The sequence below is a fragment of the Pseudomonas tremae genome, assembly GCF_001401155.1.
Classification (GTDB): Bacteria; Pseudomonadota; Gammaproteobacteria; order Pseudomonadales; family Pseudomonadaceae; genus Aquipseudomonas; species Aquipseudomonas tremae.
This window is the reverse complement of record NZ_LJRO01000206.1, coordinates 26,283-44,218: the sequence shown is the minus strand read 5'-3', so window position 1 is coordinate 44,218 and position 17,936 is coordinate 26,283. Positions and strand designations below refer to the sequence as shown.

19 protein-coding genes are annotated in these 17,936 nt (G+C 59.0%); 13 read left to right on the top strand and 6 right to left on the bottom strand.

The annotated features are described in order from the left end of the window. Positions 1 to 25 precede the first annotated feature (25 nt). The 12 genes from fleN (at position 26) to ALO43_RS14710 (ending at position 10,971) form a co-directional block, all read left to right on the top strand. Positions 26 to 859 carry a flagellar synthesis regulator FleN gene (fleN, locus tag ALO43_RS14765; RefSeq protein WP_024670733.1) on the top strand — a complete coding sequence of 278 codons (834 nt, stop codon included), beginning with the start codon at positions 26 to 28 and terminating at the stop codon, positions 857 to 859. Next, a complete protein-coding gene (gene fliA / locus ALO43_RS14760) occupies positions 856 to 1,596 on the top strand; it encodes an RNA polymerase sigma factor FliA (protein ID WP_003378731.1) in 741 nt (246 codons plus the stop codon). The genes fleN and fliA overlap by 4 nt, the downstream gene beginning before the upstream one ends. A 254-nt stretch (positions 1,597 to 1,850) precedes the next feature. Then, on the top strand, positions 1,851 to 2,225 hold the full coding sequence (locus ALO43_RS14755; RefSeq protein WP_172678989.1) for a chemotaxis response regulator CheY: 375 nt from the start codon (positions 1,851 to 1,853) through the stop codon (positions 2,223 to 2,225). Between the two features lie 19 nt (positions 2,226 to 2,244). Beyond that, a complete protein-coding gene (locus tag ALO43_RS14750) occupies positions 2,245 to 3,030 on the top strand; it encodes a protein phosphatase CheZ (protein WP_005890129.1) in 786 nt (261 codons plus the stop codon). 32 nt (positions 3,031 to 3,062) lie between these two features. After that, entirely contained in the window at positions 3,063 to 5,336 is a 2,274-nt protein-coding gene (locus ALO43_RS14745; protein ID WP_024690366.1) for a chemotaxis protein CheA, read from the top strand. 50 nt (positions 5,337 to 5,386) lie between these two features. Beyond that, complete coding sequence (locus ALO43_RS14740) at positions 5,387 to 6,580, top strand: protein-glutamate methylesterase/protein-glutamine glutaminase (protein ID WP_024690365.1); 1,194 nt, start codon at positions 5,387 to 5,389, stop codon at positions 6,578 to 6,580. Then, a complete protein-coding gene (locus ALO43_RS14735) occupies positions 6,580 to 7,320 on the top strand; it encodes a flagellar motor protein (protein ID WP_005890135.1) in 741 nt (246 codons plus the stop codon). Before ALO43_RS14740 ends, ALO43_RS14735 begins: the two co-directional genes overlap by 1 nt. 6 nt (positions 7,321 to 7,326) lie before the next feature. Continuing rightward, positions 7,327 to 8,217, top strand: a complete 891-nt coding sequence (motD, locus tag ALO43_RS14730) for a flagellar motor protein MotD (protein WP_005890136.1) — start codon at positions 7,327 to 7,329, stop codon at positions 8,215 to 8,217. Positions 8,218 to 8,259: 42 nt separating this feature from the next. After that, complete coding sequence (locus ALO43_RS14725; protein WP_005890137.1) at positions 8,260 to 9,048, top strand: ParA family protein; 789 nt, start codon at positions 8,260 to 8,262, stop codon at positions 9,046 to 9,048. A 102-nt stretch (positions 9,049 to 9,150) separates the two neighbouring features. Beyond that, positions 9,151 to 10,032, top strand: a complete 882-nt coding sequence (locus ALO43_RS14720; protein WP_024670728.1) for a CheW domain-containing protein — start codon at positions 9,151 to 9,153, stop codon at positions 10,030 to 10,032. Positions 10,033 to 10,089: 57 nt separating this feature from the next. Beyond that, positions 10,090 to 10,569 carry a chemotaxis protein CheW gene (locus ALO43_RS14715; RefSeq protein ID WP_024690363.1) on the top strand — a complete coding sequence of 160 codons (480 nt, stop codon included), beginning with the start codon at positions 10,090 to 10,092 and terminating at the stop codon, positions 10,567 to 10,569. Then, positions 10,570 to 10,971: a DUF2802 domain-containing protein gene (locus ALO43_RS14710; RefSeq protein WP_005890139.1), complete on the top strand. Its 402-nt coding sequence runs from the start codon at positions 10,570 to 10,572 to the stop codon at positions 10,969 to 10,971. Positions 10,972 to 11,161: 190 nt separating this feature from the next. Here the strand turns inward: ALO43_RS14710 and ALO43_RS14705 are convergent, their stop codons facing one another. Then, positions 11,162 to 11,710: an adenine phosphoribosyltransferase gene (locus ALO43_RS14705; protein ID WP_005887391.1), complete on the bottom strand. Its 549-nt coding sequence runs from the start codon at positions 11,708 to 11,710 to the stop codon at positions 11,162 to 11,164. Positions 11,711 to 11,770: 60 nt separating this feature from the next. Then, positions 11,771 to 12,502 carry a fumarate/nitrate reduction transcriptional regulator Fnr gene (fnr, locus tag ALO43_RS14700; RefSeq protein ID WP_005887393.1) on the bottom strand — a complete coding sequence of 244 codons (732 nt, stop codon included), beginning with the start codon at positions 12,500 to 12,502 and terminating at the stop codon, positions 11,771 to 11,773. 152 nt (positions 12,503 to 12,654) lie between these two features. Between fnr and ALO43_RS14695 the strand changes: the two genes are divergently transcribed. Beyond that, a complete protein-coding gene (locus tag ALO43_RS14695; protein WP_005887395.1) occupies positions 12,655 to 13,122 on the top strand; it encodes a chemotaxis protein in 468 nt (155 codons plus the stop codon). Between the two features lie 15 nt (positions 13,123 to 13,137). Here ALO43_RS14695 and hemN read toward each other — a convergent pair whose 3' ends face one another. The 4 genes from hemN to ALO43_RS14675 all read right to left on the bottom strand — a co-directional run bounded on the left by hemN (position 13,138) and on the right by ALO43_RS14675 (position 17,935). Next, on the bottom strand, positions 13,138 to 14,520 hold the full coding sequence (gene hemN / locus ALO43_RS14690; RefSeq protein ID WP_005887397.1) for an oxygen-independent coproporphyrinogen III oxidase: 1,383 nt from the start codon (positions 14,518 to 14,520) through the stop codon (positions 13,138 to 13,140). 88 nt (positions 14,521 to 14,608) lie between these two features. Next, complete coding sequence (locus tag ALO43_RS14685) at positions 14,609 to 15,298, bottom strand: sulfite exporter TauE/SafE family protein (RefSeq protein WP_054997723.1); 690 nt, start codon at positions 15,296 to 15,298, stop codon at positions 14,609 to 14,611. Further along, positions 15,291 to 15,494, bottom strand: coding sequence for a cbb3-type cytochrome oxidase assembly protein CcoS (gene ccoS, locus ALO43_RS14680; RefSeq protein ID WP_024670724.1), 204 nt, complete (start codon positions 15,492 to 15,494; stop codon positions 15,291 to 15,293). Before ccoS ends, ALO43_RS14685 begins: the two co-directional genes overlap by 8 nt. Further along, complete coding sequence (locus tag ALO43_RS14675; protein WP_054997722.1) at positions 15,473 to 17,935, bottom strand: heavy metal translocating P-type ATPase; 2,463 nt, start codon at positions 17,933 to 17,935, stop codon at positions 15,473 to 15,475. Before ALO43_RS14675 ends, ccoS begins: the two co-directional genes overlap by 22 nt. Between the last annotated feature and the right edge of the window lies 1 nt (position 17,936).

The window sequence follows — 17,936 nt, the reverse complement described above, 5'->3', positions numbered from 1 at the left end:
ACGCAAGACAAGGTAAAGAAATAACATGGGCAGCATGCATCCCGTACAGGTGATCGCGGTGACCGGCGGCAAAGGTGGCGTCGGTAAGACTAACGTGTCAGTGAACCTCTCACTGGCCCTCGCCGAGCTTGGCCGGCGCGTTATGCTGCTTGATGCCGATCTTGGTCTGGCCAATGTCGACGTCTTGCTGGGCCTGACGCCGAAGCGCACGCTTGCCGATGTCATAGAGGGTCGCTGCGAACTGCGCGATGTTCTATTGCAGGGGCCGGGCGGGGTTCGTATCGTGCCTGCAGCTTCCGGCACCCAGAGCATGGTGCATCTGTCTCCGGCCCAGCATGCCGGTCTGATCCAGGCGTTCAGCGATATTGGCGACAATCTCGACGTACTGGTGATCGACACGGCTGCCGGTATTGGCGAATCAGTGGTGAGCTTTGTGCGCGCTGCTCAGGAAGTGCTGCTGGTGGTGTGCGACGAGCCCACGTCGATCACCGACGCCTACGCCCTGATCAAACTGCTCAACCGCGACTACGGCATGAACCGCTTCCGGGTCCTGGCCAACATGGCTCAGAGCCCTCAGGAAGGGCGCAACCTGTTCGCCAAGCTCACCAAAGTGACAGACCGTTTTCTTGATGTTGCCCTGCAGTATGTAGGCGCTGTGCCGTATGACGAATGCGTGCGCAAGGCCGTGCAGAAACAGCGTGCCGTCTACGAAGCATTCCCGCGTTCCAAATGTGCACTGGCGTTCAAGGCTATTGCCCAGAAGGTTGATACCTGGCCGTTGCCGGCCAATCCGCGGGGTCATCTCGAGTTCTTCGTTGAGCGACTCGTTCACCAGACCAGTGCGGGGCCTGTGCAATGACTGCGAGCGGCTACCAGATGTACAGCAAGACTTCTCGGAACTCACAATATGAGCTGATCGAGCGCTATGCGCCTTTGGTCAAGCGCATTGCCTACCACTTGCTGGCGCGTTTGCCAGCCAGCGTGCAGGTCGAGGATCTGATCCAGGCCGGCATGATCGGTCTGCTTGAAGTCTCTACCAAATATGACTCCACCAAGGGTGCGAGCTTCGAGACCTATGCCGGCATTCGTATCCGTGGCGCGATGCTCGATGAGGTCCGCAAGGGTGACTGGGCTCCGCGTTCGGTACACCGCAATACGCGCATGGTCAGTGACGCAATTCGGGCAATTGAAGCTAAAACCGGTCGTGACGCTAAAGATCACGAGGTTGCTGCCGAACTCCAGTTGAGTCTTGATGATTATTACGGGATTTTGAATGACACCTTGGGCAGCCGCCTTTTCAGTTTCGACGACCTTTTGCAGGACGGCGATCATGAAGGGCTGCACGAGGACGGTGCAAGCGGTTCGCTTGAGCCGTCGCGCGATCTGGAAGACGAGCGCTTCCAGGCTGCGTTGGCCGATGCAATTGCCAATCTGCCAGAGCGTGAGCGTCTGGTGTTGGCGCTGTACTACGACGAAGAGCTGAATCTCAAGGAAATCGGAGAGGTTCTTGGGGTCAGCGAATCTCGAGTCAGTCAGTTACACAGCCAGTGCGCAGCTCGTTTGCGAGGGCGTTTGGGGGAGTGGCGAGCGCGTTGACGGCAATCCGCGACGCAAGTCGCGAGTTGTCTGCATGCCGGCTGTGCAAAGCGTTACGTGGTAACAGGATGAACGAGACGCAAGCCCATCGAGCATTGTCTCGATGGGCTTTCGTTCAAGGTCTTTGCCTGTCGTTGTGCCAAGCCCGTCGTCGTTTCGTATAGCTGGAGGTGTGCTGTGCCAGTATTGAGTGAACAGCGTGTTCAGGTGCTGAATGCGTTAAAGACTGCTTGGAGGTCGAATTGGACAAGAACATGAAAATCCTCATCGTTGATGACTTCTCAACGATGCGGCGGATCATCAAGAACCTTTTGCGTGATCTGGGGTTTACCAACACATCGGAAGCGGATGATGGTCTGACCGCACTGCCGATGCTGCAAAGCGGTGCCTTTGACTTTCTGGTGACCGACTGGAACATGCCTGGCATGTCCGGTATCGATCTGTTGCGTCAGGTCCGTGCGGATGATCGCCTCAAGAATCTTCCCGTGCTGATGGTCACTGCAGAAGCCAAGCGTGAGCAGATCATTGAAGCTGCTCAGGCCGGGGTGAACGGTTATGTAGTCAAGCCATTCACGGCTCAAGCGCTGAAAGAGAAGATCGAAAAGATCTTTGACCGCGTCAATAGCTGATGCATGCCGCGAGGGCGCTATGGATAACAATGATTCGATGGCCGACTTTGAGTCGACCCTAAAAAGACACGCGCAGGAACTCGTTACCAGCCTTGAAAAGGGTCGTTTCGGCGAGGCTGTGCAACTGATCCATGAGCTCAATCAGACACGTGACCGCGGCCTTTATCAGGAAGTGGGCAAGCTGACTCGTGAGCTTCACAGTGCAATCGTCAACTTTCATATCGATCCGCACATGCCTCAGGCCGAGGAAGTGTCGCAAATCACCGACGCCACCGAACGCCTGTCGTACGTGGTCAGGCTGACCGAGAACGCAGCCAACCGCACGATGGACCTGGTCGAGGAAAGTACGCCGGTCATGAATGGCTTGAGTTCCGACGCCAAGGCTTTGAGCGAGGATTGGGGGCGTTTCATGCGCCGCGAAATCAGCGCTGAAGAGTTTCGCGAGCTGGCCAAGCGAGTCGACGGTTTTCTGACGCGCACCGAAAAGGAAACCCACCAGGTTGCCGGCCATCTCAACGATATTCTGCTTGCTCAGGATTATCAGGACCTTACGGGGCAGGTGATCAAGCGCGTTACGCAGCTGGTCACTGAAGTTGAGAGCAATCTGCTCAAGCTGGTGCTCATGGCCAGCCATGTCGATCGCTTCGCAGGCATCGAACATGACGAAGAATCCATCCTTGCAGAAAAAGATCCTAAAAAACATCTCGCCAAGGGTGAAGGTCCGCAGATTCATGCCGATAAACGTGAAGACGTCGTATCCGGACAGGATGATGTAGACGATCTGCTATCGAGCCTCGGCTTCTAAGGTCTGTTGACGGTTAATTTAGGGAGCACCCCATGAGCTTCGGCGCCGATGAAGAAATCCTTCAGGATTTTCTGGTAGAGGCCGGCGAAATTCTGGAGCAGTTGTCAGAGCAGTTGGTCGAGCTGGAAAGCCGACCGGATGATGCTGACCTGCTCAATGCAATTTTTCGCGGTTTTCACACTGTAAAAGGCGGCGCCGGCTTCCTCCAGCTCCATGAGCTGGTGGAGTGCTGCCACATCGCCGAAAACGTCTTCGACATCCTGCGCAAGGGTGAGCGTCGCGTTGATTCCGAACTGATGGATGTGGTCCTGGAGGCTCTGGACACCGTCAACAGCATGTTTGGTCAAGTACGAGAAAGAACCAACGTCACCCCGGCGACACCTGAGCTGCTGGCTGCCCTGGCGCGGCTGGCTGAGCCACAGTCTGCGGATGTGGTCGAAGCGCCAGAGCCAGAGCCGCAACCAGTGGCCGAGTCAGTTGCCCCGGCGGCTCAGGCTCAGGCTCAGGCCGACGGCGACATTACCGATGATGAATTCGAGCAACTGCTGGATTCGCTGCACGGCACCAGCCCGGTGTCTGTGGCCACGCCAGTGGCAGCTGCTGCTGCACCTGCGCCGGTGGGCGATGAAATCACCGACCAGGAATTCGAATCGCTGCTTGATCAGCTGCACGGCAAGGGCAAGTTTGCACCCGACGCCGCAGCTGCCCCGGCCCCTGCTGCCAAGAGCGCCGCTGCTGCGCCCGCCGGTGATGAAATCACTGACGACGAGTTCGAGGCGCTGCTTGATCAGTTGCATGGCAAAGGTTCTTTCGACGCTGCTGTAGCCGCTCCGGTTGCCGCTGCACCTGCGCCCGCAGCTGTTGCCGCAAAGCCTGCGCCTGCTGCGAAGGCATCGGACGAAATCACCGATCACGAATTCGAAAACCTGCTGGATGAGTTGCACGGCAAAGGCAAGTTCGAACCTCAGGCTATCGCTGCCAAGGCACCTGCGGCTGCTCCTGCTGCCCCGGCGCCCGTGGCCAAGCCTGCTGCAGCGCCCGCACCGGCTGCCAAGGCCGAGCCAGCCAAGCCCGCTCCAGCAGCTGCACCGGCACGAGCGCCGGCCCCGACCGGTGAAAAACCGGTCGCGACCGAAGCTGAAACCACTGTTCGCGTTGATACCGCCCGCCTGGACGAGATCATGAACATGGTGGGTGAGCTGGTGCTGGTTCGTAACCGTCTGGTTCGTCTGGGGCTCAACAGTGGCGATGAAGCCATGTCCAAGGCGGTTTCCAACCTTGACGTGGTGACGGCAGACCTGCAGACCGCGGTGATGAAAACGCGCATGCAGCCGATCAAGAAAGTCTTCGGACGCTTCCCGCGTCTGGTTCGCGATCTGGCCCGCCAGCTCAAGAAAGAGATCAACCTCGAGTTGGTCGGTGAAGAGACCGATCTCGACAAGAACCTCGTCGAGGCGCTTGCCGACCCGCTGGTCCACTTGGTGCGCAACGCGGTCGACCACGGTATCGAAACCCCGGAAGAGCGTGAAGCCACAGGCAAGTCTCGTGGCGGTCGGGTGATTCTTTCGGCAGAGCAGGAGGGCGACCATATCCTGTTGTCGATTTCCGATGACGGCAAGGGCATGGACCCTAACGTTCTGCGCTCCATCGCTGTCAAGCGTGGGGTCATGGACAAGGATGCGGCCGATCGGTTGAGTGACACCGATTGCTACAACCTGATCTTTGCTCCAGGTTTCTCGACCAAGACCGAAATCTCCGATGTCTCTGGCCGCGGTGTGGGCATGGACGTGGTGAAGACCAAGATTTCCCAGCTCAACGGCTCGATCAACATCTACTCGACCAAGGGCCAGGGCTCCAAGATCGTCATCAAGGTCCCGTTGACCCTGGCGATCATGCCGACCTTGATGGTGATGCTGGGCAACCAGGCATTCGCCTTCCCGCTGGTCAACGTCAACGAAATCTTCCACCTGAACCTTTCGACTACCAACGTGGTGGACGGTCAGGAAGTGGTGATCGTGCGTGACAAGGCCTTGCCGCTGTTTTACCTCAAGCGCTGGCTGGTCAGTTCCGCAGCTCATGAAGAGCAGCGAGAAGGGCACGTCGTGATTCTGACGGTTGGCACCCAGCGCATCGGCTTTGTCGTCGATCAACTGGTCGGTCAGGAGGAAGTGGTTATCAAACCGCTGGGCAAGATGCTGCAGGGTACGCCGGGTATGTCGGGCGCCACCATTACCGGTGACGGCCGCATTGCCTTGATTCTCGATGTACCCAGCATGCTCAAGCGATACGCCGCACGGCGTATTTGAATCCGGGGTTGCGGGCAGCCTGGCTGCCTGCAGCACCTATTGGAGTGTTTATGGCAGTCAAGGTCCTGGTGGTGGATGATTCCGGTTTTTTCCGCCGCCGCGTTACGGAAATTCTTTCTTCGGACCCCAACATTGTAGTTGTCGGCACCGCCACCAATGGCAAGGAAGCAATTGAGCAGGCGCTGGCGCTCAAGCCTGACGTCATCACCATGGACTACGAAATGCCGATGATGGATGGCATTACGGCAGTTCGCCATATCATGCAGCGTATTCCCACCCCGGTCTTGATGTTCTCGTCGCTGACGCACGAAGGTGCGCGCGTAACGCTGGACGCGCTTGATGCCGGTGCCGTGGATTTTCTGCCCAAGAATTTCGAAGACATTTCGCGCAATCCGCAAAAGGTCAAACAACTGCTGTGCGAGAAGATCAACAGTATCTCGCGTAGCAACCGCCGTTCGAGCGGTTTTGGTTCTGCCAGCGCATCATCTGCGGCACCAGCGCCTTCGACGATTTCGAGTCGTGCGCCAGCGCCGGCTACGCCCGCGCGTACTGTGCCTTCGCGTACGGCTGCTCCGGCCCCTGTTTCGGCGCCGGCAGCGCATGGGCATGCTCATGCTCATCATGCTCATCATGCTCATCATGCGCCTGCGCACGCCACGACCACTGGCACCGCCAAGCGCAAGGCCTACAAACTGGTCGCCATCGGTACGTCGACTGGCGGTCCGGTTGCCCTGCAACGAGTACTGACCCAACTGCCAGCCAGTTTTCCGGCGCCCCTGGTCCTGATTCAGCACATGCCTGCGGCATTCACCAAGGCATTTGCCGAGCGTCTCGACAAACTGTGCAAGATCAGCGTCAAAGAGGCCGAGGACGGTGATGTTCTGCGTCCAGGGCTGGCGCTGCTGGCCCCTGGCGGCAAGCAGATGATGGTCGACGCTCGCGGCACGGTGAAGATTCTGCCAGGCGATGAACGCCTGAACTACAAGCCTTGCGTCGACATTACTTTCGGCTCGGCGGCCAAATCCTACGGCGACAAAGTGCTGTCGGTAGTATTGACCGGCATGGGCGCAGACGGCCGGGAGGGCGCACGCCTGCTCAAACAGGCGGGCAGTACCGTATGGGCGCAGGATGAAGCAAGCTGCGTGATCTATGGCATGCCGATGGCTATCGTCAAGGCGGACCTCGCCGACGCGATCTACAGCCTCGATGACATCGGTCGGCATCTGGTCGAGGCTTGTCTCTGATGGATGTACTGAGTCTTATCGGTCTGATTTTGGCGTTTGTCGCGATTATCGGCGGTAACTTTCTCGAAGGCGGACACCTCGGCGCATTACTCAATGGTCCGGCAGCCCTGATCGTGCTGGGCGGTACACTGGGCGCATCGCTGTTGCAATCACCGATGAGCGCGTTTATGCGCGCCATGAAGATCGTTCGCTGGATTGTTTTCCCGCCTCGCATTGATCTGCCCGGCGGTGTTGACAGGGTCATAGGCTGGAGCATGACCGCCCGCAAGGAAGGTTTGCTGGGGCTGGAAACTGTAGCCGACGCCGAGCCCGACAGTTATGCCCGCAAAGGCCTGCAACTGTTGGTGGACGGGGCTGAGCCAGCGGCGATCCGGAGCATTCTGGAAGTGGATTTCATCACTCAGGAAACCCGCGATATCCAGGCTGCCAAAGTATTCGAAAGCATGGGCGGCTACGCGCCGACCGTGGGCATCATCGGTGCAGTGATGGGGCTTATTCACGTGATGGGCAATCTGGCCGACCCGAGCCAGCTTGGCAGTGGCATTGCGGTTGCGTTTGTTGCCACCATCTACGGTGTGGCCATAGCCAACCTCATCCTGCTGCCGGTGGCCAACAAGCTCAAAGGTATTGCCCATCGTCAGTCACGCTACCGCGAAATGCTGCTCGAAGGTCTGTTGTCCATCGCCGAGGGTGAAAACCCGCGCTCCATCGAACTCAAGCTGCAAGGCTTCATGGAGTAACAGCGCATGGCTCGCCGACGTCAGCCCGAGGAACACGAAAATCATGAACGCTGGCTGGTGTCCTATGCCGACTTCATTACGTTGCTGTTCGCGTTTTTCGTGGTGATGTACTCCATATCTTCTATCAACGAAGGCAAGTACAAGATTCTGTCCCAGGCGCTGGTGGGGGTCTTCAACGACACGGAGCGGACCATGAAGCCGATCCCGATCGGCGAACAGCGTCCGGTGTCGACGAAGCCTGCCGAGCCCTTGCTCAAGGAAAGCGAGCAGACTGACGCCGGTATCGGGCAGGCGTCCGATGACCCGTTGCAGACTATTGCCCAGGATGTACGCGATGCGTTTGGCGACTTGATCAAGTCCGACCAGATGACCGTGCGCGGCAACGAGTTGTGGATAGAGATCGAGCTTAACTCCAGCCTGTTGTTTGTCAGTGGCGATGCCATGCCCAGCGACAAGGCATTCACCATCATTGAAAAGGTCTCCGATATCGTCAAACGCTTCGACAACCCGATCCATGTCGAAGGCTTCACTGATGATCAGCCGATCCGCACTGCACAGTTTCCGACCAACTGGGAACTCTCCTCGGCGCGCTCTGCCAGCATTGTGCGCATGCTGGCGATGGACGGCGTCAACCCGGCGCGGCTCGCCTCTGTAGGCTACGGCGAGTTTCAGCCTGTTGCTTCCAATGCCACCGCTGCCGGGCGCGCCAAGAACCGCCGTGTGGTGCTGGTTATCTCGCGAAACCTGGATGTTCGCCGCAGTCTGACCAGTGCAGGTTCCGCGAATGTGCAACCTGATGCTGCTTTAAGGCGTGCTGGCACACAAACTGCACCGGTGCCAGCAAAGCCGCCGGTACGCGCGAACGCCGTCAATTCTCCGTCACCCGCCCTCCAATAATCGTATCGGTATGATCTTCGCTGTACGGAAGGAAAAAAATCAATGAGAGTCTGGGCAGTAGCCAATCAGAAAGGTGGAGTCGGAAAGACCACCACGACCATTGCCCTGGCCGGGTTGCTGGCTGATGCAGGCAAACGCGTGGTCGTTGTCGATCTGGACCCCCATGGCTCCATGACCAGTTATTTCGGGCACAATCCGGACGAGCTGGAGCACAGCGCGTTCGATTTGTTCTTGCACAAAGGCGCGGTGCCGGATGGTCTTCCCGCGCAGCTGTTGCTGCCCACCAGTGACAAGCGCATATCCCTGATACCGTCCAGCACGGCGCTTGCCACCCTTGAGCGTCAATCGCCTGGCCAGAGCGGTCTCGGCCTGGTGATCGCCAAGAGTCTTGCCCAGTTATGGCAGGAATTTGACTATGCGCTGATCGACAGTCCGCCGTTGCTGGGCGTTCTCATGGTCAATGCGCTGGCGGCAAGCCAGCAACTGGCAATCCCTGTGCAGACCGAGTTTCTGGCTGTAAAAGGCCTGGAACGGATGGTCAATACGCTGGCCATGATCAACCGCTCGCGAAAAGTCCCGCTGCCTTACACCATTGTGCCCACGCTGTTCGACCGCCGCACCCAGGCGTCGATGGGCACCCTGAAGTTGTTGCGTGACAGCTTCCCCGAGCATGTCTGGCAGGCCTATGTGCCAGTCGACACACGGCTTCGGGATGCCAGTCGCCTGGGCCTGACGCCCTCTCAGAACGACAGCAAGAGTCGTGGCGTGATTGCCTATCGGGCTTTGCTCAAACACATGCTCGCCGAGCAGCTCAATGCTCAGGTGGCCTGACATGAACCTTTACTCTTTCTGCACAGTTCGCTCAAGTGATGCCTCAATGCGGCCGATAACTCTATCAGGCTGCACACGCTCCATTTTTTGTTGGGCCCCGGTATGAACCGCCCTGTAGAAGTTGCAACACGACCCAAGCTGGCTTTGCAGTCCTATCTGGACGCATTGCTTTACGACGCGACCGAAGAGCTTGAAACGCCTTCCGGCAGTATCGATGAATTCCAGGCTGCGGTGCTTGAAGAGCAAGCGTTCGATGCGCGCATGCAGGCGCAGGTGAAGCCGCTGGCGGTCGCGGTTGCCGCACCTGCCGCGGTGGCTGTAGCCGTCAAGGTTGCGGCACCTGTTGCGGTGCCAGTGCTTGAGGTTGCTCCGGTGATCGTTGCCGAGGCCTTACAGGTTGAAACGTTAAAGGTTGAAACGACGGTGCCGACAGTAGATCTGGTCGAGCCTGTCGCCGAATTGAGTACGCTGGTGACTCAGCGAACTCCAACGCCGCCACCGACCAGCGATGGTCGTCCGGCGTGGGCTGCCGAGCCGTTCGAATGCCTGTTGTTTGATGTGGCGGGTCTGACACTGGCGGTGCCACTGGTCTGTCTGGGGTCGATTTATCCGCTGGCAGGGCAGGAACTGACGCCACTGTTCGGGCAGCCGGACTGGTTTCTCGGGATCCTGCCCAGTCAGGCAGGCAACCTGAAAGTATTGGATACCGCGCGCTGGATCATGCCTGATCGCTACCGCGACGATTTTCGCCAGGGATTGCAGTACGTGATCTCGGTGCAAGGATACGAATGGGGGCTGGCGGTGCATCAGGTCAGTCGCTCGTTGCGTCTTGATCCGAACGAGATCAAATGGCGCACGCAACGCGGTCAGCGACCTTGGCTGGCAGGCACGGTTATCGAGCACATGTGTGCGTTGCTGGATGTTGCAGAGTTGGCCGAGTTGATAGCCAGTGGCGCGGTCAAGCAGTTGAACAAGTCGAAATAATCATGGGCAGGCGCCAGTGGCGTCACCCGCAAAGAACACACGTGAGGGGTTGGGGTTATGAATAAGTCGTCTGCACAAAGTTCCGAAGATCCGATCCTGCAATGGGTTACATTCCGCCTGGACAACGAGTCTTACGGCATCAATGTAATGCAGGTGCAGGAAGTGCTGCGCTACACCGAAATCGCCCCGGTTCCGGGTGCTCCAAGCTACGTGCTGGGCATCATCAACCTGCGCGGTAATGTTGTCACCGTAATCGACACTCGTCAGCGCTTCGGCCTGGCGCCGGTTGAAGTCAGCGATAACACGCGTATCGTGATCATCGAGGCCGACAAGCAAGTGGTCGGTATTCTGGTCGACAGCGTGGCGGAAGTGGTTTACTTGCGTCAGTCCGAAGTCGAAACCGCGCCAAACGTGGGTAATGACGAGTCGGCCAAGTTCATTCAGGGCGTCTGCAACAAGAACGGCGAGCTGTTGATTCTTGTCGAACTGGACAAAATGATGTCCGAAGAAGAGTGGTCCGAACTGGAGAGCATTTGATTGATCTTTGAGGTAGCTGTCGTCTTTCTGGCCATTCTATGGGGCGTGACCCTGTTTCTGTTCCTGGCCCATACCAAGCGTCAGCGCAAGCTTGACGCCGAGCGTGACGAGGCGGCTGCCTTGCGTGATCAGCGGATCAAGGAGTTGGCCAGACGCCTGGACAACTACCAGAACGGTACGGTGCGCATGGGCGAAGCCTTGCATGAACTGCGCGCCACCGTTGCGCCATTGCCGGATAAGCTCACCGCACTGGAACAGCGCGATCCCTCCACGCTGTCCTTCGCCCAGGCCGCCAGGCTGGTGGGCATGGGTGCCAGCATCGATGAGCTCACTCAGTCCTGCGGCTTGACCCAGGCCGAAGCGCAGCTCATGACCAAGCTGCACGGCAATACGGCAGGTTAGATTATCGGACACGAAAGCCGAGGGCTGTCAGTAGCCTGGGTGACGCTTCGCTTGTGCGCATCTGCCAGGAAGCGGTAGTAAACCGTTTCAGGACTGCTTCGCAGCCCATCGCAGCCGTCGTAACCTCCTAGGCTCACAGGCTTCCGGACAAAAGCCCGTTTTCGGGCGCTTCATGGCTTGCAAATAGCCCTTACTGCTCGTCCAGCGCAAACTCGGTCAGGCAGAACGTCGGGATCTGCAGATCGTGCAGGCGTTTCGAGCCGCCCAGTTCTGGCAAGTCAATTATCGCAGCAGCTTCATGCACCTTGGCGCCCATGCGGCGGATCAGGTTGGCGGCAGCGATAAGGGTGCCGCCCGTGGCGATCAGGTCATCGAACATCACCACCGAATCGCCCTCGCACAGGCTGTCTGCATGCACTTCCAGGTAGGCTTCGCCGTATTCGGTCTGATACCCCTCGGACAGTACGTCAGCAGGCAATTTGCCCTGTTTGCGGAACAGCACCAGCGGCTTGTTTAACTGGTAGGCGACAACCGAACCAATCAGAAAGCCGCGCGCGTCCATGACACCGATGTGACTGAAGTCGGCCTCGATATAGCGCTGCACGAAGCTGTCAATGACTTGACGGGTGGCTTTGGGGGACTGGAACAGGGGAGTGATGTCACGAAACACCACGCCCGGCTTGGGGAAGTCTACGACCGGGCGTATAAGGGATTTGAAGTTCGGTTGATCGAAGGTCATCGGGGAGTCCATGGCAGTTTTGGCCGACAGTTTAAGCCGACCCGCCAAAGATCGCACGCCTCAGCTTTGCATCGAACCGCCTGCCAGTGCGCACAGGTCGATTGGGGCGAGGATATGGATCTCCTTGCCCTCTGCGTTGATCAGCTCGTTTTGCTGGAACCGCGTGAACACGCGTGACACGGTTTCCACTGCCAACCCGAGGTGATTGCCGATTTCGTTGCGGGACATGCTCAGCCTGAACTGATTGGCCGAAAAGCCCCGTGCCCGGAAGCGCGCCGACAGATTGATCAGGAAAGTGGCAATGCGCTCATCAGCGGTTTTCTTCGACAGCAGCAGCATCATTTGCTGATCGTCACGGATCTCACGACTCATCACGCGCATCAATTGCCGACGCAGTTGTGGCAGTTGCACCGACAACTCGTCCAGACGCTCGAATGGAATTTCGCACACCGATGTAGTCTCCAGTGCCTGCGCCGAAACCGGGTAGGCCTCGGTGTCCATGCCAGACATGCCCACCAGTTCACTGGGCAGATGAAAACCGGTGATCTGTTCTTCACCATTGTCGCTGATGCTGAAAGTTTTCAAGGCGCCGGCACGTACCGCGTATACCGATTCGAAAGTGTCGCCCTGACGAAACAGAAACTCGCCTTTCTTCAACGGGCGGCCGCGCTTGACGATCTGGTCCAGCGAATCCATGTCATCCAGGTTGAGCGAGAGGGGCAGACACAGCGGTGCGAGGCTGCAATCCTTGCAATGGGCTTGGCTTTGAGCACGTTTCACTGGCTCGGACATCACTTAATTCCTTGTGGGAAATCACACATAAGTCATAAGGGTAACTCACCCTGGATAAATCGGGCCAGCGTCGAAGGCCATCTGATTAATCAAGTTTGCGCTCTTAATGCCGATGCATTCGTATATTTCCAGCCGATTCAGGATGCCTTGCCATGTCAACGACTCTCCCGTTGATCAATAGTATTACAATACGTACGCCTACCTCGCAGGTGACCTACAGCCAAGCCATTGAAAGCAATGCAGAAAAACCTGTCGGCGAGACAAAAGGCGTGGAGGTCAATCTTTCCCCGGAAGGCAAGGCCGCTGCAGCGTCGTCCTCGAAAAATGCGGATATCGAGCAGAGCGGGCTGCCTTCCTCCGTACAGAAGATCCTCAAGGCCATTCGCGAGTTGCAGCGCAAGATAGAGGAAACCATGGACCAGCTTCAGAAGGTCATGAGTGACCAGAGCCTGGACCCCGATGAGCGCCGTACCAAGGCCGCCGCGTTACAGACCGTGCTTGGAACATTGCAGGCGCAGATAAGCAATTCCACGGCCGATCTGTCGTCGCTCATGAACAGCCTCAAGTCCAGTGACTCCGACAAGACCAAGGCGGGCATGCTGGTGCTGGCCAAAATGTAGTGCAGCACCGCTTGTTCAAATTACCCGGGAAAACTGCTGCCGGTTTTTCCGGGTCAGGTACGCATCGAACACCATGCACACCGAGCGCACCAGCAAACGACCTGCCGGTCTGACGTCGATCCTTGTATCGCTCAGCGCAATAAGCCCATCGTTTGCCATAACCAGCAGCTGTGGCCACGCGTCGTTGAAATAAATCCTGAAATCGATGCGAAATGCTTTTTCAATCGCGGCGAAATCCAGCGTGAAGTGGCAGATCAACTGCTGGATGACGGCGCTTCTGATCCGGTCGTCGTCGCTGCATGTCAACCCTCGCCTGGTGGCAGGCTGGTCGCTGTCCAGCAGTCGTTGATAGTCGGTAAGGTCGCTGCTGTTCTGGCTGTACAGCTCGCCGATCTGGCTGATGGCCGAGACGCCTAGCCCGATCAGGTCACAATCATTCTGCGTGGTATAGCCCTGAAAGTTGCGCTGCAGGGTCAGGTCCTCCTGGGCAATGGCCAGATCGTCGTCGGGCAAGGCGAAATGGTCCATGCCGATATGACGGTAGCCCGCGCTGCCGAGTTGTTCGAGGGTGCGCTCGAGCATGATCAATTTGCTCTCGGCGGTCGGCAGTTCGCTTGCATCGATCCGGCGTTGCGGCATGAAGCGTTCCGGCAGGTGAGCATAGTTGAACACTGAAAGACGGTCTGGCTGCAGGTTGATGATCTCGTCCAGCGTGCCGCTGAAGGCGTCCGGCGTCTGTCTTGGCAGGCCGTAGATCAGGTCGATATTCACTGAGCGAAACTGCAGCGTGCGGGCGGCTTCAACGATAGCGCGGGTTTCTTCCAGGCTCTGCATGCGGTTGATCGCTCGTTGCACTGCCGGATCAAGATCCTGAACGCCTAGGCTCACCCGGTTGAACCCCAGTTCGCGCAGCAGACCCATGGTTGCCCAGTCGGCTTCACGGGGGTCGATTTCGATGCTGTAGTCGCCCGAATCATCGTCCAGCAGCGTGAAACATGCGCGCAATTGCGCCATCAACCGACGCAGTTCTTCATGGTTGAGAAAGGTCGGCGTGCCGCCCCCCAGGTGCAGCTGTTTCACCACCTGACCGGGTGCCAGGTGGCAGGCGAGCATTTGTATTTCATGCTCCAGTCGCTGCAGGTAGAGTTGCGCCCGACTGCGATCCTTGGTGACGACCTTGTTGCAGGCGCAGTAATAGCAAATGTTCGCGCAGAAGGGCAGATGCACATATAGAGACAGCGGACGCAGCGCTTTGCGACTGTCGCGAAGAGCCTGCAACAGGTCGAACGCGCCAATGCGTGTGTCAAATTGCAGCGCAGTCGGATAGGACGTATAGCGCGGCCCTGTCACGTCATAGCGGCGGATCAGATCTGAATCCCAACGAATGGTGTCGAGCATGCGCGCGTGTCCCGGTCAGGCTGGTGATGGCGCGAGCATACGCAGGCTGTTCAGGGGGAATCTTGATGTGGGTCAGGTGGCCAGCCTCTCAGTGCGACATCATCATCAGCCAGTGCTGATGCGGCCCGGGCAATGTCCAGAGCCCGAACACGATGACCAGCAACCCGCCCGCCACGCGAATGTCACGCTTGCGCAGCAGCGCGGTGGTGCGTTCGGCGGCAAGCCCGGTTGCCAGCAGAACCGGCCATGTGCCCAACCCGAATGCCAGCATCAGCAGGGCGCTATCGACCGCATTGCCCTGACTGGCAGCCCAGAGCAGGGCGCTGTACACCAGCCCGCAGGGCAGCCATCCCCAGAGTGCGCCGAGCAACAGCGCGCGCGGCACACTGGACACCGGTAACAAACGGCTGGCCAGCGGTTGCAGGTGTCGCCACAGGCCTCGGCCCAGCCGTTCGATGCGGGTCAGCCCGCTCCACCAGCCAGCCAGATACAACCCCATGACGATCAACAGGACGGCGGCCATTATTCGCAAGCCTGTGGCCAGCGGGCTTTGCGCGACGGCCCAGCCGACCAGTCCGGATGCAAAGCCGGCCAGCGCGTAGCTGAGAATACGCCCAAGGTTATAGGCCAGCAGCAGACGAAATCGGCGGCTGCGCTGCTCTTTGGGGATGGCCAGTGTCAGCGCGCCCATCAGGCCGCCGCACATGCCTAGGCAATGACCACCGCCCAAAAGGCCGAGAATAAGCGCTGACAACAGTACCGGGGCCAGTTCAAGCATTGTGCTTCTCGTCACAACCTGACTTTTGATGCGCAGGCGGGAGCGGCTCTGCAGGCGGTGGGTCATCGAACAACAGGCTGTGTGCCGGGCCTTCCATGTCATCGTACTGGCCGCTGTCCACCGCCCAGAAAAATACGTAGATCGCGATGCCCACCAGCAGCAGGGCGGCAGGAATCAGGATGTAAAGCGCGGGCATACAACCTCCGGTGCAGGCGGGGTGAGTCGCGGCAGACGGGTCAGACGCAGTGCATTGAGCACCACGATCAATGAGCTGACCGACATGCCGATTGCTGCCCAGATAGGGGTGATCCAGCCAAGTGCTGCAAAGGGCAGCATGAGGCCATTGTACAGACCGGCCCAGATCAGGTTTTCGATAATGACCCTGCGCGTGCGTCGGGCCAGATTCAGTGCGTCGATCAGCACCGGCAAGCGGTTGCACAGCAGCACGCTGTCGGCGCTGGTCTTGGCAAGATCGGTGGCCGAGCCCATCGCCACGCTGATATCGGCAGCGGCCATGACCGGCACGTCGTTTACCCCGTCACCGACCATCAGCACCTTGTGCCCTTGTGCCTGCAGCTCGCGCAGCACGGCAAGTTTATCGTCTGGGCGCAAGCCGCTGCGGGCGTCTTCGATACCCAATGCCTTGGCGACGCTGGCAACCATGGGCGAGCTGTCGCCGGACAGCAACAGGGTTTTCCAGCCACGTGCCTTGCAGGCGTCTAACAAGGTATGGGCATCGTCACGCAGTCGGTCGTCCAGCACCAGCCATGCCAGAGGGCCTTGCGTGTCGCCGAGCAGCAGCCATTGTCCGGACTGATCTGTGATCAATGGTATCTGCGCGCCACTCAGTGCGCAGACAAAAGCCGGCTCGCCAATGCGCAGGTGGCGTGTACCGACAACGCCTTCAAGGCCCAGCCCCGGTGTGCTGTGGACGTCGTCGGCGGCCTGGGGCGTGCGGCCAAACGCGCGAGCGATCGGGTGCTCGGAGCGGTTTTCCAGCGCCGCCGCCAAAGTCAGGCAGGTGTCAGCGTCCAGCGCGCCCAGCGGCTGAATGCTGCGCAGCACCAGACGACCTTCGGTCAAGGTGCCGGTCTTGTCGAAGATGACGGTATCGATTTGATTGAGGCCCTCCAGCACATGACCTCGGGTCAGCAGCAGACCGAGTGTGTGCAGCGTGCCAGTCGCGGCGGTCAGCGCGGTCGGGGTAGCCAGCGACAGCGCGCAGGGGCAGGTGGCTACCAGCATTGCCAACACGATCCAGAATGCACGCGATGCATCGATCTGCCACCAGATCACGCCTATCAACGCTGCGGCGACCAGCGAAAACAGCAAAAAGACCTGTGCCGCCCGATCTGCCAACTGGGCAAGTCGGGGCTTCTGCGCCTGGGCGCGCTCCAGCAGCCGGACGATAGCGGACAGACGGGTTTCCTGACCCAGTGCCGTCACGTTGACGGTTAGCGGGCTGTCGACATTCAGTGTTCCGCCAGTGACCGCATCGCCAGTGCCACGTGTCTGCGGCAGGTATTCGCCGGTCAGCAACGACTCATCGACACTGGACTGACCCTCGACAACTGTGCCGTCTGCCGGAATTACCGCACCGGGCTGCACCAGTACCCGGTCGGTCAGACGCAGCTCACTGAGCATGATGCGCTGGCTCTGGCCGTCTTCATCCAGGCGCAGGCAGGAGGCAGGCAGCAGGTTGACCAGTTGCGCGGTGGCCGCCGCAGTGCGCTCGCGGGCTCGCCGTTCCAGATAGCGTCCAGCCAGCAGAAACAGGGCAAACATGCCGACCGCATCGAAATACAGCTCGCCCACACCGGTGATTGCGGTCCAGATACCTGCGACATACGCCGCGCCGATGGCCAGCGACACCGAGACGTCCATCGTCAGCTGGCGGTTGCGCAAGTCGCGCAACGCGCCACGGAAGAACGGCGCGCAACTATAAAACACGATGGGGGTGGTCAGAAAGAACGCCACCCAGCGCAGGATGGTGTGCAAGTTCGGGCTGAGGTCGATGTTGAACTCTGGCCAGGTTGCCATGGTTGCCATCATTGCCTGAACCCACAACAGCCCGGCGACACCGAGTTGGCGCAAGGCCAGACGATTTTCACTCGCCAGCCTTTCCGCCGCTCGGTCGGCCTGCCACAGGTGGGCAACATAGCCGATGGCGTGAATTTCGCTCAGCAATTGGCTGAGGGCCAGCTGGTCGCCACGCCAGCGCACCTGCAGACGATGAGTCGAGAGGTTCATGCGTGCCTCGGCAATGGCCGGCAAACGTGCGAGACGCTGTTCGATCAGCCAGCAGCAGGCTGCGCAGCTGATGCCTTCGATAAGCAGAATGGTTTCTGACAGATCGCCTTCGTGGCGGACGAACGGCGCTTGTACGTCTGGCCGGTCATAGAGCTCCAGTTCATCGATCAACTGCGTGGGCAGACTTTCCGGGTTGGCTGCCGTTTCGCTGCGATGACGGTAATAGCTTTCCAGCCCGCTCGCGACAATGGCCTCGGTAACCGCCTGACAGCCTGGGCAACACAGCTCACGGGTTTCACCGAGCACCACTGCGCTGAAACGCCGGCCGCTCGGCACGGGCAGGGCGCAGTGGTAGCAGGGCGTGGGAGAGCGGTCGGACGCGGTCACG